Source organism: Phycicoccus ginsengisoli (assembly GCF_054779295.1).
Window position 1 is genome coordinate 1 of sequence record NZ_BAAGYN010000001.1, and the last position, 13,991, is coordinate 13,991.

The window sequence follows — 13,991 nt, forward strand, 5'->3', positions numbered from 1 at the left end:
GCGAACCCGCCCGCTGGGCCGACATCGAGCTCGGCCCCGACCGCGACCTCCCCCCACCCCCGCCCACACCCCTACCGCCACCCCTACCCGCACCCCAGCCCGCCCCGGTCTGACGACGACGACCCCGAGACGAGCCGGCCGGCGCCGAGGTGTCAGGTGACGAAGTCGTCGCCCGCCTCGAGGCGCAACCGGACCAGCTCCGCCAGGGCGATCGACTCGCCGTCGCGTGCGCCCTCGCCCACCTGCAGCGGCGGGGCGCTCGGCTCCACCTCGACCCCGCGGAACCGGGCGAGGGGCTTCGGCGGCACGAGCAGCGCGTAGTAGCGGCCGTCCGCGTCCACCCCGACCGAGCGGTCGAGCCGCAGGTACCAGCCCCGGACGCCGGTCCGGTAGCGGCTGGTGCCCTTCCAGGTGCGGGCGGTCAGGTCCGTCAGGGCAAGCCCCCGCTCCCGTGCCGCGCGGGCGAACTCGTCGAGCATCGCCTGGGCCTTGGCGGACTCGCGCGCCCGCCGCTGCTCCTGCATCCGCACGTGGTAGTCCGCCCGCTCCCGTGCGTCGTTGCCGCCGCTCGCGTCGTTGCGGCTGGTCATGTGGGCTGCTCCACCGCAGCAGGGGGGTCGTCGACAGGCTCCTTCTTGGGGCTCAGCGTCCACGCGGCCCAGCCGAGGGCGCCCAGGGGGATCTCCATGAAGTGCGTGTAGGCCGAGAAGAGCACCGCCCCGGCAACCGCCGCGTCGGGCGGCGCGCCCCAGGCGACGAGGGCGGCGGCAGTGACCGACTCGGTGATGCCCAGGCCGCCAGGCGTGACGCCGACGGCGGTGGCCAGGCGGCCGATGGCATACGCCGCGAACAGCTGGCCGTAGAAGAGGTGCACGCCGGTGACGTGCATGCACACGAGGAAGATCGCGTAGTAGACGCCGAAGAAGCCCACGAGCCCGAGCGTCATCCGGACCCAGCCCGTGCGGACCACGTCGCTGATGCGGGCGCGCAGGTCGATGACGAGATCGCGCACGCTCATCGAGCGCTTGTGGAACAGGCGGCCGCCGACGCGGTCGATGCCCTGCCCGATCGCGATCGCCGCCCGCTCGGAGACGAGGACCGCCACGAACATGCCGAACAGGACCGAGCCGGTGAGGGCTGCGGCGAGCGCCGCGTCGCCGAGGGTGCGCGGCACGTCCGGGTCCGTGCCGGCGTAGAGACCCACGATCGCCAGCAACGGCAGGGCGATCCGCGCCAGGACGTTCCAGACGCCCGTGACGATCGCCGAGGTCGAGATCTCCCGTCGGGAGAATCCCCACGACCGGCAGATCGTGTACGTCGCCGCGAGCCCGACCGCGCCGCCGCCGGGCAGGAGGTTGCCGACCGAGGAGCCGGCGACGTTCACGATGAGCGCCTGCCAGTGCCTGAGGCCGTGCATCGAGCCGGTGAGGGTGAAGGTGTAGCAGTAGAGCCCGACCACGACCCCGCCCAGCAGCAGCACCGCCGTCGTCCAGTGCACCCGCGTCAGCACGTCCCACACGTGCGACCAGGAGGTCTTGCCGAAGTAGGGCAGGCCCCAGATCAGAAGGGCTGCCGCCAGCCCGAGTCCGAGCACGGCCTGGGTGAGGGTGCGCAGCCGGTTGCGCCTCCTCGCCGGCTCCGGGGCGGCCATGAGGCTCACCCGAGCCCCTCGAAGACGTCCCGGCTGACCCTCGCGCGGGGCTGTGCTGCGGGGTCGACGAACCACTCCCGCCCGAACACGACGTCGAACAGCGGTCTGGGGATCCGCAGGAAGGCTGCCAGCGTGCGGTCGGCGCCGTCGTCGGCGCTGGACTGCGAGGCGTGGGCACGCATGGACGCACGCTTCTGGCCGGCATACCTCCACACGGGGATCCGGTGGGTGATCTCCGAGCGCGCGCTGAACGCCCGCTTGAAGGAGTCGATGTCGAACTCCGGCGGGAACGGGTAGACCTTCGCGACGAGGTCGACAGCTCGCGCGATCGTGTCGCGGGGGACCGTCGCCTGCAGGACCCGTGGGGTCCCGGCCAGCTCCGCCGCGCGGGCGCCCACCTCGTGCACGCGGACGTGGTCGCGGTGGCCGTACCCGCCGTTGCGGTCGTAGGTGAGCAGCACCGACGCCCGCTCCTCGGTGAGCACCCGGGCGAGCCGCTGCGCCGCCTCCTCCAGCGGTGCGCGGACGAACCGGGTGCGGCCCGGCGGGTCGGGGTGGGTCTCGGGGCCGAGCCCGCTGTCGGCGTACCCGAGGTAGACGACCCGGGCGACCCGCAGGGCGCTCGCCGACCGGCGCAGCTCCTCGAGCCGGCGCTCGCCGAGGCGGCCGTCGGCGGCATACTCCGACGACGTCAGGCCCAGGTCGCCGTCGGTCGCGACCACGACGACCACCCGGTGCCCCTGGGCGGCGGCGCGTGCCAAGGTGCCGGACGTCAGCAGGGCTTCGTCGTCCGGGTGCGCGTGGAACGCCACCAGCGTGTGGGTCATCACGGCCATCCTGTCGCATGGCAGGCTCGGGTTCGTGAAGGTGGCCCTGCTGACCGACTGTTACCTGCCCCGGCTGGGTGGGATCGAGGTCCAGACGCACGACCTGGCCGCCCACCTGCTCGCGCGCGGCCACGAGGTCGAGGTCTTCACCGCCACCCCCGGCCCGCGCGGCGAACGGTACGGGGTCGTGCAGCCCGTGGACGGCGTCCCGGTGCACCGGATGGCGATACCGCTGCCGTTCGAGCTGCCCGTCAACCCGCTCGCCCCGCCCGAGGTCCGCCGCCGCCTGCGGTCCGGCGGCTTCGACGTCGCGCACGTGCACATGGGGGTGGTCAGCCCGTTCGCCACCGACCTGACCCGGGTGGCCCTCGGCCTCGACCTGCCGACGGCGGTCACCTGGCACTGCCTGATGGACCGCTCCGCGCCGCTGTTCCGCGTGCTCGGCCAGGCCCGGCGGTGGGGTGCCCGCGGCGCGGCGCTGTCGGCGGTGTCGAGCATCGCCGCGGCCAACGTGTCCGCGGTGGTGGGTGCGTCCGTACCGGTCCGGGTGTTCCCCAACGGCATCGACGTCGCCCACTGGCGAGCGCCCGACCCGGTGGCTCAGCTCGGAGGGCAGGGGCTCGACGAGCCGCGGCTTGTGCGGGTGGTCGCCGCCATGCGGTTCGCCTCGCGCAAGCGGCCCCTGGCAGTCCTCGAGGTGGCGCACCGCGCGCGCCGGCTGCTCCCGGCGGCCGCGCCCATGTCGCTCACCCTGTTCGGCGAGGGGCCGGAGCGTCGCCGGCTCGAGGCGTACGTCCGCCGCCACGACCTCGGCGACTGGGTGAGCCTGCCGGGTCGCGTGACGCGCGAGCAGCTGCGCGACGCGTACTGGGAGAGCGACGTCTACCTCACACCGGCGCGGCTGGAGGCCTTCGGGATCGCGGCGCTCGAGGCGCGCACGGCCGGCCTGCCCGTCGTCGCCCGCCGGGACACCGGGGTCGGCGACTTCGTGGTCGACGGTGTCAACGGCGTCCTCGGCAACGACGACGACGACCTCGCCCGGGCGCTGGCGCGGCTGGTTCGCGACGCCGACCTGCGGCGCGCGATCGCGACCACCAACCGCACGCAGCCGCCCGCACAGGCCTGGTCCGCCGTGGCGGCGCTCGCCGAACAGGAGTACGCCCGGGCGGCCACTCGGGCGGCCGCCCGGTGAGCGCGCCCCACTCCGTGCCCATCACCGTCGTCGCGGCCACGGGGCCGGGGCGCGAGGTTGACCGCTTCGTCCTGGCCCACGGGGCCGACCCCGTGCGGGAGCTCGCCCGGCGCGGCTGGGCGGTGCTCCAGGTCGAGGTGGCCGATGTCGTCGACGGGGTGATGGAGCTGGGGTATGCCGTGGCGGCCGCCACGCCGACCACGACCGGCGAGCGGACCGTGCCCACCGACCCCGGACTCGTCGTGGCGGAGGGCGAGCGGCCGGAGCCGTACCAGCGGACCGCCGCCTACGGCGTCGTGACGAGCGTGCGGGGCCTCCTGCTCACCGAGCTGTCCGCGCGCACCGCCTCCCCGGGGCGGTGGACCCTGCCCGGAGGCGGCCTCGACCCGGGCGAGTCACCGCTCGCCGCCCTGCACCGCGAGGTCTGGGAGGAGAGCGGCCAGCGCGTCGACGCCCCGGAGCTGCTCGAGGTGACCACCTCGCACTGGGTGGGCCGGGCACCGAGCGGCCGGCTCGAGGACTTCCATGCCGTCCGGGTCGTGTATGCCGCGTGGTGCCCCGAGCCGACCGACCCCGTCGTCCACGACGTGGGTGGGTCGACGGAGTCGGTCCGGTGGGTGCAGCGCGCCGAGCTGGGTGGCTTGCCCCTCACGGGGTTCGCCACCCAGCTGCACCGCTGGCTGTCGGCCTGAGCCGCCGCTGGCTGTCGGCGTGAGCCACCGCTGACCCGGCGGGCTCGGCCGTGTGCCGGGTCAGCGGGTGGACCGGAGCCAGTGCACGGCGAGCACACCGACCCACAGCTCGTAGCCGAGGGTGCTGAGCGCGAGCAGCGGGAAGAGGGCGCCGTTCACGAGCGTGGCGCTCCCGGCGAGGGCCAGGGGGACCAGCACCACCCCCGTGCGCTGCAACCAGGGCGCCGAGCCGGCTGCCTTGAGGCCGAGGACCACTGCCCCGAGGAAGAACACCCGCGGCAGCGCCGAGAAGGCGAGGCTGAACGGCGCGATCGAGTCCCAGCCGGCGAGGATGCGCAGGTCGGTCCCACTCGCGGCCGTCTCGATCGCCACGTCGTGGAACAGCCCGCCCAACGGCCAGATGAAGGCGAGCAGGGTGGCGGCTGCGCCGGCCACCGTCGCGAGCGTCCCGGTCCGGTCCGCCCGGCGCAGGTGGGTGACGACCGCGGCGACGAAGCCGAGGAGCAGGGTGCCCGCCAGCATGAAGGCGAAGTTGCCCAGGCGGTAGGCGCCCTGGGCGTCGAGCACCCGCTGCCCGCGCTCGAGCGGCGGGTCGCCGGGCGAGCCGGCGCGCGGCAGCACCAGGGTGGTCATGGCGACCATCACGGCCAGCTGGCAGACAGCGAAGGCCACCCCGAACCAGGTGCTGAGCCGCGTGAGTGGGTGGCGCGTGGGGTCGACCTCCGGACCCGGAACGCCTGCCCCCGGGCCGGGGGCGGGGACCAGCGGTTCGGCCGGCGGGGTGGTCGTGGTGGTCGTCGTGGTCATGGTGGTTCCTCCCGTGGGTCGGTGCGGGCCGGTGCGCCCTCGACGTCGACGGTAGGAACGGCCGCCCGGCGATCGCATCGACCCGGAGGCTGCACCGCGGTCGGCCCGGGGGGTGGGCCGAGAGTCATCCCGCGGGGTGATGCGTGCCGGCGGGTGCGCTGCCTACGCTTCCGCGCGTGGGTGTGGTCGAGCGGCTCCGGAGCACCAGGCTCGACGCCGCGCTCGCCCTGGGGCTCGTCGCGGCCGGCCTCGCCCAGCTGGCCGTGGTCCCGTTCGCCGACCCGGGGGTCGGCGTGCTCTACGTGCTCGGCTCGATGCTGCCCCTGCCATGGCGGCGCACCTTCCCGGTCGAGTCGGCGCTGGTGTCGTCGGCCTTCTGGCTGGTGCCGCTGGAGGGCTACCCGATCCTCGGGTTCGTCGCCGTGCTCCTGCAGTTCTTCGCTCTCGGGGACCTCGGTCGGCCACTTCGGGCGGTCGTGCTGACGACGGCGTGGGCCACCGCGACGTCGGTGGTCGGCACCCTGCTGGGCCCCGAGGTGCCGGTCGCAGCGGTCGGTGCGGTCCTCGTCGTGGTGGCGCCGGTCCTCGCCGGCCGGGTCGTCCGCCGCCTGCGGGAGCAGAACGAGTCACTGACGGCGCTGAGCCGCGAGCTGCAGGAGGAGCGACGCCGGGCCGAGGAGGCCGCCGTCGGTGGTGAACGGGCGCGCATCGCCCAGGAGCTGCACGACGTCCTGGGTCACGAGCTCACGCTCATCGCGATCCAGGCGGAGGCGGCCGGCGTCGCCCTGCACGTGGACCCGGACCGCGTGGCCGCGCCGGTCGAGACCATCCGGACGACGGCCCACCGCGCCCTGGCCGAGATCCGCGAGGTGGTCGGCGTCCTCGCGGCGACACCGGGGCCCGACCAGTCCCAGCCCACCGAGGACCTCGTCGTGCTGACCGACCGCGCTCGCGACGCGGGGGTCCCCAACACCCTGTCGGTGACCGGGACCCCGGAGCCCGCGCACTCGGCGGTGGGCCTGGCGGTCCACCGGATCGTGCGCGAGTGCCTGACGAACGCCGGTCGGCACGCGCCCGGCGAGCCGGTCACGGTGGCCGTGGACTGGGCGGAGCACGAGGTGGCCGTGGCGGCGGCCAACGCCACGGACCCGGGTGCGCCCGTCGCACCCGGGCGCGGGCTGACCGGCATACGTCACCGCGCCGAGCTGCTCGGGGGGACCTACCGGGCCGGAGCGGTCGGGTCCCGGTTCGAGGTCCGGGTCGTCATCCCACGCCCGGAGCGGGTGCCGTCGTGACGCGGGTCCTCCTCGTCGACGACCAGGACCTCGTCCGCACCGGCCTGCGGACGATCCTCGAGCTGGCCGGGGTGGAGGTGGTCGGCGAGGCGGGGGACGGGGCGAGTGCCGTCACGGCGTGCGGGGAGCTCGACCCCGACGTGGTCCTCATGGACCTCCGGATGCCGGGGACGGACGGGGTCGAGGCCACCCGCCGGATCGTGGCGTCGGGGGCGCGCGCCCGCGTGGTGGTGCTCACGACCTTCGACCTCGACCAGCACGTCCTGGACGCCCTGCGCGCGGGCGCCGTCGGGTTCCTGCTCAAGGACGTGACGGCGCAGTCACTGGTGGACGCCGTGCAGCGGGCCGCGGCGGGGGAGCCGGTCCTCGCACCCGCCGTGCTCGCCCGGGTCATGGACCACTGGGCGCGCCGGCCACCCGAACCGGTCGCCCTGCCCGCCGCGCTGGGCGAGCTGAGCGAGCGGGAGCGGGAGGTGCTCGCGCTCATCGGGGCCGGGTGGACCAATGCCGAGATCGCGCAGGAGCTGGTGATCAGCATGGCGACCGTGAAGACCCACGTCCGTCACCTCTTCGCCAAGCTGGACCTGCGCGACCGGGTCCACGCCGTGGTGCTCGCCCGGGACGCCGGGCTCCACGGGCCCGACGCTCCCTGAGGCAGCCCGGCGCCCGCTGAGGCGGCCCGACCCGGCCCGCAGACGACGGAGCCGGCCAGGGACTCTCCCCGGCCGGCTCCGCCCGCAGGTTCGCGGGCTCAGGGGCGGCTGTGGCGCCGGGAGCCGAGGAGACCGACGAGGCCGAGCACGACGAGGAGGGCGCCGATGGCCACGATGCCGAGCGGGCCGACGTTGCCCCAGTCGACCTGCACGTCGGTCACCTCCTGCCAGATCGCCAGGCCGGCGATGGCCAGGCACACGATGCCGAGCAGGACCGGCGGCAGGTGCGGCCCCGTGGGGCGCTTCGGCGCGGTGACGGTGCCCGCAGTGACGGGGTCCCCGGTGACGGGAGCCGCGGTGACCGGAGCCTCGGTGACGGGCCCGGCCGGGGTCCAGGCGGTCTGGCCCGGGGCCCAGGCGGCCTGGTCGTGGCCCTGGGTGCCGAAGACCTCGGTGTGGGCGGAGGGCTGCGCCTCGGTGGCGACAGGCTCGGTCGCCCCGCCCTCGCTCGGGAGGGCCTGCGTGGGGTGGTCGAGCTCGACCTCCCGGGTCGGGTCGTCACGGGTGCTGTCGTCGCGGTCGGGGGTGCCGGCGCTGCCGGGGGTGGGGGTGGTCACGGGAGTCACTCCTTGCCGATGAGGATCTGGCCGAGGCCGACATGGGCGTCGACGACGACGTCGGGGGTGCCGCTGCCGAAGGTCTCGGTGGTGCTGACGTTGCGACCCTCGCCGTCGGACACGCCCGACCGGTCGAACACGTCCGAGGGGTCCAGCGGTCCCAGCCCGGTGCTGGGTTGGATGTGCGAGATGTCGCCGGCTCCGACGTCGCTGCGCACCTGGACGGTCAGGTCGGCCGGGATGCGGATCCGCAGCTCCCCGACCCCGACGCGGGCCTCGATGCGTGCGGGGGTCGAGGGGTCGTTCACCGCCCGGCCCAGGTCGAGCTCGGCGGAGCCGATGCCGAGCCGGTACCGGGGGTTGGTGTCGGTCGCCGCGGGTCGCCAGACCCGGTCGCCGACCCCGCCACCGAGGTTGAGGTTGGGCACCACGGAGGCCGTCCAGGTGCTGAACGCCAACAGGATGGCGATGAGGGCGGTGAGCCCGGCCCGCAGCCCCGCGATCCCGAAGCCCACGAGCGCCACCCCGAAGACGGCGAGCGCGGCGGCGAGCGCGACGGTCTCCTCGCTGCCCGGCCAGTGGTTGGCGTCGTGCAGCCAGAGGGTGAGGCCGTACACCGCGAGGGCGACGCCCCCGACGAGCAGCGCGCCGACGAACCCGGCGCTGCGTCGCCGTGGCGGCCTCGGAGCCCGCGGCGGCCGGGGTGCGACCGGCGCCGGCGGCACCGGCCCCTGCGGCGGCCAGGCGGGGTGCTCGACGGTGGCAGTGGTGGTCGGCGGCGCGGCGTACGCCATCGGCTCCGGGCCGGCGGCGTAGCCGGGTGCTCCGGGCGCCGGTCCGTAGGCCGTCGTGCCGGGCGCCGGCGCCGACGCGGACGGACCGCCGCCGCCGGCATACCCGGTCGTGCCGTGCGCCGCTGCGCCATGGGTCCCCGCCGAGCCGCGCCCGGGCCTGCCGTCGCGGTGCCGGGTCACGAGCCAGACGACGACCGCCACCGGGATGGCGACCCACCAGAACCAGACGAACCCGTTGTCGTGGCCGATGCCGGGGCCTCCGATGAGGGAGAGCCCGATGACGACGAGCAGGACGATGCCGAGGACGTCGCCCTGTCGGATCGCACGCTCGGCCACGATCTCCTCGCGGTTGTTGGGGATGAAGGCCCACGCGATGAGGTAGATGGTGATCCCGATGCCGCCCATGAGGACGAGGAGGACCAGGGCTGCCCGGATCACGATGGGGTCGACGCCGAGGCGGGTGGCGATGCCGGAGCACACGCCGGCCAGCCACTTCTCCTCCCCGTCGCGGCGGAGGTCGATCGAGCGGAGCCAGTCGAAGAACCGGTCCAGCCCGGAGGCGGTGTCGGCGGTGGGGCCGGCGGCCGGCCCAGGGATCTGCGTCATACCGACCATGCTGTCGACAGGCAGGGGCCGCTGCCATGAGGGTCGACCCTGAGCGGACCCTGAAGCAGCCCCGGCCGACCCCTGTTCCGCTCGGTTTCGCTGCCGGGGTGCGTCAGGATGAGGACATGCCCACCCCGTACGAGCGACCTGGGAGCCTGCAGGCGACGCTCACCGCCGAACGACGCGCCGCCCGGCGCGTGTTCAGCCGTCCCGCCGAGGGCAAGGTCATCGCGGGGGTCGCCGCCGGGCTGGCCGAGCACCTCGGCTGGCCGGTGTGGTGGGTGCGCCTGGCTTTCGTCCTCACGAGCCTCCCCACCGGGGCCGGGGTCGTCGCGTACGTGTTCCTCTGGGCCCTGTCGCCGCAGTCGCGCGGCGGTGTGGTGCGCGGGGGCCGGCGCACGATCGACCCGGCGGCGGTGCCCGCGGACAGCCCGGCGGTGGACGCCACCGAGGCGCAGGTGCAGGAGGGCGAGCGCGACGCCACCCGCGTGCTCGTCGTGGGCGGCCTCGTCCTCCTCGCCGGCCTGGTCGTCGTGGCGCAGAACGCCGGCCTCAACGCCCGCCTCGGCATCCTCGTCCCCCTGCTCGTGGTCGCGGTCGGTGCCGTCATCGCCTGGTCGCAGCTCGACGAGGCCCAGCGGGGTCGGTGGCTGGGCTCGGAGGCGGGGACCCGCCGCTTCAGCGCGGCGCGCTTCGTCTTCGGTGGGGTCCTGGCGCTCGCCGGGCTCGTCATCATGGCGACCCGTGGTCGCTCCCTCTCGGCGATGTGGGACATCGGCGCCGCGGTCGTGGCCGTGCTCGCCGGTGTCGCGCTGATCGCCGCCCCCTGGGGCCTGCGGCTCTGGCAGGACCTGCGGCACGAGCAGGCGGAAGCCGCCCGCGCCACCGAGCGCGCCGACATCGCTGCCCACCTGCACGACTCGGTGCTCCAGACCCTCGCGCTGATCCAGCGCAAGGCCGACGACCCCGGTGCCGTCACCCAGCTGGCGCGCGCCCAGGAGCGCGAGCTGCGCTCGTGGCTGTATGCCGGGCCGGCCGACTCCGAGGCGACGCTGGCCGCCGCCGTGGCCGAGGCCGCGCACGAGGTCGAGGACCTGCACGGCACCCCGATCGACGTGGTGTCCACCGGCGACCGGCCGCTCGACGACGGGGGACGGGCCCTCGCGCGGGCGGTCCGGGAGGCGCTGCTCAACGCGGTGCGGCACGGGGCGCCCCCGGTGTCGCTCTACCTGGAGGTGGGCCCGGCAGGGGTCGAGGCGTTCGTCCGCGACCACGGTCCCGGCTTCGAGCTCGACGACGTGCCGGAGGACCGGCTGGGGGTCCGCGGCTCGATCCTGGGCAGGATGGAGCGCCACGGCGGCACCGCCCGGGTCCGCCGACTGGAGCAGGGCACCGAGGTGAGCTTCACGCTGCCGCCGGTGGCAGTGGCAGCAGACGTCCCGGAGGAGAGCGATGAACACGCCTGAGACCCGAGTGCCCGTCGTCCTCGTCGACGACCACCGGATGTTCCGGTCGGGGGTGCGGGCCGAGATCGGGCAGACCGTCGACATCGTCGGCGAGGCGCCCGACGTCGACACGGCCGTGGCGGTCATCCGCGACACACGTCCCGCCGTGGTCCTGCTCGACGTGCACCTGCCCGGCGGCAACGGCAACGGCGGGGTGGACGTGATCCACGGCTGCCGGGGGCTGGAGACCGCCGGAGGCCAGCCGGTGCGCTTCCTCGCGCTGTCGGTCTCCGACGCCGCCGAGGACGTCATCGCCGTGATCCGCGCCGGGGCGCGCGGCTACGTCACCAAGACCATCAACGCCACCGACCTCACCAGGGCGATCCGCCGGGTGGCCGACGGCGACGCCGTCTTCTCGCCCCGGCTCGCCGGCTTCGTCCTCGACGCCTTCGGGGCCGCGGCGGGCGAGATCGCCGAGGTCGACGAGGAGCTCGACCGGCTCAGCGCGCGCGAGCGCGAGGTGATGCGGCTCATCGCCCGCGGCTACCAGTACAAGGAGGTCGCCAAGGAGCTGTTCATCTCGGTGAAGACGGTCGAGACCCACGTCTCCTCGGTGCTGCGCAAGCTCCAGCTCTCCTCGCGCCACGAGCTGACCGCCTGGGCGATGGGTCGCCGGCTCCTCTGAGCGCCCTGTCGCCGCCCCCGCAGCCGGTGGCCGGGGCGTGGTCCAGTCCCGGCTAGGGTGACCGCATGAGCTTCGTCTACAACCTCCTCGTCGTGCTCCACCTGCTCGGCATGGCCGCCCTCGTCGGCGGCTGGGCCGCGTACGCGTGGAGGGGTCACGACACCGTGGAGCTGATGGCGTGGGGAGCCCGGGCGCAGCTCGTGACCGGCCTGGTCCTCGTGGGCCTGGCGGAGTCGGTCTCCTCGCTCGGCGTGGACCTCAACCACACCAAGATCGGGGTCAAGCTGGTCGTGGCGATCGCGGCCCTGGCCTGCATCGAGATCGCCCGCGCCCGTGGCCGTCGCGGCGGGCAGTCCAACCGCAGCCTCGTCCTGGCCGCCGGTGGCCTCGGCGTGCTCAACGTGCTCGTCGCCGCCCTCTGGAGCTGACCACGACGCCCCGCCGCTGAGGCTGCCGCAGGCGCCGGAGGGGCCGCGTCCCCTCGGCGCACCGTCGGACTCACGCCTCGGGTGCCTCCGGCACCTCGGGTGCCTCCGGCACCTCCGGTGCCACCTCGTCGGTGGCGCCGGCCGTCCCCGCCCCCCGCGCACTCGGGCCACCACGGCCGGTGCTGCGCGGGTCGGCGTACCCGCCCTCGGGCGGCACCATCTCGGCGCGCACCCCCAGCAGCCGCACCGGTCGCGCGTCGTCGAGCCCCGTGAACAGCTCGAGCGCCGTCGTGGCGATGACCTCCGGGTCGAAGGTCGGATCGCCGAGCTTGCGGAGGCGGTTGGTGGTGAAGAACGGCGCGAACCGCACCTTGAGCCCGACCCGCTGGCAGGGCCTCCCCTCGGCGCGGATGTCCTCGACGACCTGGCTCGCCAGCGCGCGGATCGCGTCCGCGATCTCCTGCGCGGCAACGAGGTTCGTCTGGTAGGTGGTCTCGCGGCCGTGGGCCCGGGCGACCCACGGCGTGTCGTCGACGGTGGCCGACGAGACGCCTCGGCCGAGCCGGCCGTAGTGCGGTCCCATCGCCGGGCCGAACTCCGCCACGAGCACCGCCTCGTCGGCGTCGGCCAGCTCCTCGACGGTGCGGTAGCCGTGCGCCGCGAGCCGGGCCGCGATCCGGCTGCCGACGCCCCACAGGGCCGTCGTCGGACGATGGCCCATGACCTCGAACCAGTTCTCCCGGGTCAGCCGGTAGACCCCCTGCGGCTTGCCGAAGTCGGTCGCGATCTTGGCGCGCACCTTGGTGTCGCCCACCCCGACCGAGCAGTGCAGGTCGGTGGCCTCGAGCACCGCGGTGCGGATCGACTCGGCGTACGCGACGGGGTCGGGCGTCGTGACACCCACGAACGCCTCGTCCCAGCCGAGCACCTCGACGACGGCACCCGGCATGCCGCGCAGCGTCTCCATCACGCGGGCGGAGGCCTCCTCGTAGGCGGGGGCGTCGACGGGCAGGAAGACCGCGTCGGGGCACCGGCGCACGGCCGTCTTGAGCGGCATGCCCGAGCGGACCCCGAAGGTCCGCGCCTCGTAGGACGCGGTGGAGACCACGGCGCGCTCGGTCGGGTCGCCGCGGCCGCCGACGACCACCGGGAGCCCGGCGAGCTCGGGGCGCCGCAGGATCTCGACCGCCGCGATGAACTGGTCGAGGTCGACGTGCAGCACCCACGGGCGGGCTGCGGGCACGGTGCTCACGCGCCCATCCTGCCGTGGGGAACCGACAGGCGCGTGGTACCCGCCTGGAGGTGCGGGCCTCAGGGGGCGAGCAGCAGCTTCCCGGTGGTGCGCCGGCCCTCGAGGTCGTCGTACGCCTGCTTGGCGTCGTCGAAGGAGTAGCGGCCGCCGATCTCGAGCTCCAGCGCGCCGGACGCGAGGTCTCCGAGCACCGACGTCCCGCGCTCGAGCAGCTCCTCGCGGGTCGCGACGTAGTGGCCGAGGGTGGGACGGGTGAGGAAGAGCGAGCCACCGGCGTTGAGCCGCTGGATGTCGAACGGCGGCACCTGCCCGCTCGCCCCGCCGAACAGCACCATCATCCCGCGGGGTCGCAGCGAGGCCAGCGAGGCGTCGAAGGTCGACCTGCCCACGCCGTCGTAGACGACGTCGACCCCCTTGCCCCCATTGGCCCTGCGCACGTCCGCGGCGAGGTCCGAGGTCTGCGTGTAGTCGATGGTGGCCGCGGCGCCGAGCCGGCCCGCGATCTCCAGCTTCTCGGCCGACCCGGCGGTCGCGATCACGGTGCCGCCCCTGGCCGTGATCATCTGCACGAGCAGCTGGCCCACCCCGCCGGCAGCAGCGTGCACCAGCGCCGTCGTGCCCTGCCGCACGGCATACGTGCTGGTGACGAGGTAGTGCGCGGTCATGCCCTGCAGCATCGCGGCGGCGGCCACGTCGAGGTCGAGCCCGGCGGGCACGGGCACGAGGGAGTCCGCGGCGCGGTTGGTGACGGTGGCGGCCGCGCCGAGGCCCTGCCCCCACGCGACGCGGTCGCCCGCCGCGAGCTCGGTGACGCCCTCGCCGAGGGCCGTCACCGTGCCCGCGCCCTCGGAGCACGAGACGAACGGCGTCTGCAGGGGGTAGACGCCCTGGCGCTGGTAGACGTCGATGAAGTTCACGCCGACCGCGGCCACCTCGACCTGCACCTCGCCCGGCCCGGGCGGGGAGACCGGCACCTCCCGGACCTCCAGGACGGAGGAGTCGCCGGTGCGGGGGACGATGAGCGCGCGGGCGGTCGTGGTCATGCCT

15 protein-coding genes are annotated in these 13,991 nt (G+C 75.0%); 7 read left to right on the forward strand and 8 right to left on the reverse strand.

The genetic code is table 11. From position 1 onward, the window contains the following. Positions 1–152: 152 nt before the first annotated feature. From ACYVDO_RS00005 to ACYVDO_RS00015, 3 genes are read right to left on the reverse strand one after another with little or no spacing between them, the layout of a single operon-like run. Positions 153–590 (reverse strand): hypothetical protein, encoded by a 438-nt coding sequence (locus ACYVDO_RS00005; protein WP_460931751.1) that lies wholly within the window; start codon positions 588–590, stop codon positions 153–155. After that, positions 587–1,651, reverse strand: a complete 1,065-nt coding sequence (locus tag ACYVDO_RS00010) for a lysylphosphatidylglycerol synthase transmembrane domain-containing protein (RefSeq protein WP_460932659.1) — start codon at positions 1,649–1,651, stop codon at positions 587–589. Before ACYVDO_RS00010 ends, ACYVDO_RS00005 begins: the two co-directional genes overlap by 4 nt. A gap of 5 nt (positions 1,652–1,656) precedes the next feature. After that, a complete protein-coding gene (locus ACYVDO_RS00015; RefSeq protein WP_460931753.1) occupies positions 1,657–2,478 on the reverse strand; it encodes a PIG-L deacetylase family protein in 822 nt (273 codons plus the stop codon). A gap of 34 nt (positions 2,479–2,512) precedes the next feature. On the opposite strand from ACYVDO_RS00015, the gene ACYVDO_RS00020 reads away from it, so the two are divergent. Both ACYVDO_RS00020 and ACYVDO_RS00025 read left to right on the forward strand, forming a co-directional pair. Further along, positions 2,513–3,670 carry a glycosyltransferase gene (locus tag ACYVDO_RS00020; protein WP_460931755.1) on the forward strand — a complete coding sequence of 386 codons (1,158 nt, stop codon included), beginning with the start codon at positions 2,513–2,515 and terminating at the stop codon, positions 3,668–3,670. Next, positions 3,667–4,362 carry an NUDIX hydrolase gene (locus ACYVDO_RS00025; protein ID WP_460931757.1) on the forward strand — a complete coding sequence of 232 codons (696 nt, stop codon included), beginning with the start codon at positions 3,667–3,669 and terminating at the stop codon, positions 4,360–4,362. Before ACYVDO_RS00020 ends, ACYVDO_RS00025 begins: the two co-directional genes overlap by 4 nt. Positions 4,363–4,422: 60 nt before the next feature. Here ACYVDO_RS00025 and ACYVDO_RS00030 read toward each other — a convergent pair whose 3' ends face one another. After that, positions 4,423–5,169 carry a hypothetical protein gene (locus ACYVDO_RS00030; protein WP_460931759.1) on the reverse strand — a complete coding sequence of 249 codons (747 nt, stop codon included), beginning with the start codon at positions 5,167–5,169 and terminating at the stop codon, positions 4,423–4,425. A gap of 176 nt (positions 5,170–5,345) precedes the next feature. On the opposite strand from ACYVDO_RS00030, the gene ACYVDO_RS00035 reads away from it, so the two are divergent. Together ACYVDO_RS00035 and ACYVDO_RS00040 are read left to right on the forward strand one after the other, a co-directional pair. Continuing rightward, positions 5,346–6,464: a sensor histidine kinase gene (locus tag ACYVDO_RS00035; protein ID WP_460931761.1), complete on the forward strand. Its 1,119-nt coding sequence runs from the start codon at positions 5,346–5,348 to the stop codon at positions 6,462–6,464. After that, a complete protein-coding gene (locus ACYVDO_RS00040) occupies positions 6,461–7,117 on the forward strand; it encodes a response regulator (protein WP_460931763.1) in 657 nt (218 codons plus the stop codon). Before ACYVDO_RS00035 ends, ACYVDO_RS00040 begins: the two co-directional genes overlap by 4 nt. A 98-nt stretch (positions 7,118–7,215) precedes the next feature. On the opposite strand, the gene ACYVDO_RS00045 is transcribed toward ACYVDO_RS00040, so the two are convergent. Both ACYVDO_RS00045 and ACYVDO_RS00050 read right to left on the reverse strand, forming a co-directional pair. After that, positions 7,216–7,734, reverse strand: coding sequence for a hypothetical protein (locus ACYVDO_RS00045; protein WP_460931764.1), 519 nt, complete (start codon positions 7,732–7,734; stop codon positions 7,216–7,218). A 5-nt stretch (positions 7,735–7,739) separates the two neighbouring features. Continuing rightward, positions 7,740–9,134 carry a PspC domain-containing protein gene (locus tag ACYVDO_RS00050; RefSeq protein ID WP_460931766.1) on the reverse strand — a complete coding sequence of 465 codons (1,395 nt, stop codon included), beginning with the start codon at positions 9,132–9,134 and terminating at the stop codon, positions 7,740–7,742. A 125-nt stretch (positions 9,135–9,259) separates the two neighbouring features. Here ACYVDO_RS00050 and ACYVDO_RS00055 point away from each other — a divergent pair, with 125 nt between their 5' ends. The 3 genes from ACYVDO_RS00055 (at position 9,260) to ACYVDO_RS00065 (ending at position 11,692) form a co-directional block, all read left to right on the forward strand. Then, on the forward strand, positions 9,260–10,600 hold the full coding sequence (locus tag ACYVDO_RS00055; RefSeq protein ID WP_460931768.1) for an ATP-binding protein: 1,341 nt from the start codon (positions 9,260–9,262) through the stop codon (positions 10,598–10,600). Continuing rightward, positions 10,587–11,264 (forward strand): LuxR C-terminal-related transcriptional regulator, encoded by a 678-nt coding sequence (locus ACYVDO_RS00060; RefSeq protein WP_460931770.1) that lies wholly within the window; start codon positions 10,587–10,589, stop codon positions 11,262–11,264. The genes ACYVDO_RS00055 and ACYVDO_RS00060 overlap by 14 nt, the downstream gene beginning before the upstream one ends. A 65-nt stretch (positions 11,265–11,329) precedes the next feature. Next, positions 11,330–11,692 carry a hypothetical protein gene (locus tag ACYVDO_RS00065; RefSeq protein WP_460931772.1) on the forward strand — a complete coding sequence of 121 codons (363 nt, stop codon included), beginning with the start codon at positions 11,330–11,332 and terminating at the stop codon, positions 11,690–11,692. A gap of 70 nt (positions 11,693–11,762) precedes the next feature. Here ACYVDO_RS00065 and ACYVDO_RS00070 read toward each other — a convergent pair whose 3' ends face one another. Beyond that, positions 11,763–12,944, reverse strand: a complete 1,182-nt coding sequence (locus tag ACYVDO_RS00070) for a DNA polymerase IV (RefSeq protein WP_460931774.1) — start codon at positions 12,942–12,944, stop codon at positions 11,763–11,765. A gap of 59 nt (positions 12,945–13,003) precedes the next feature. Beyond that, a complete protein-coding gene (locus tag ACYVDO_RS00075; protein WP_460931775.1) occupies positions 13,004–13,987 on the reverse strand; it encodes a quinone oxidoreductase family protein in 984 nt (327 codons plus the stop codon). Positions 13,988–13,991: the final 4 nt, after the last annotated feature.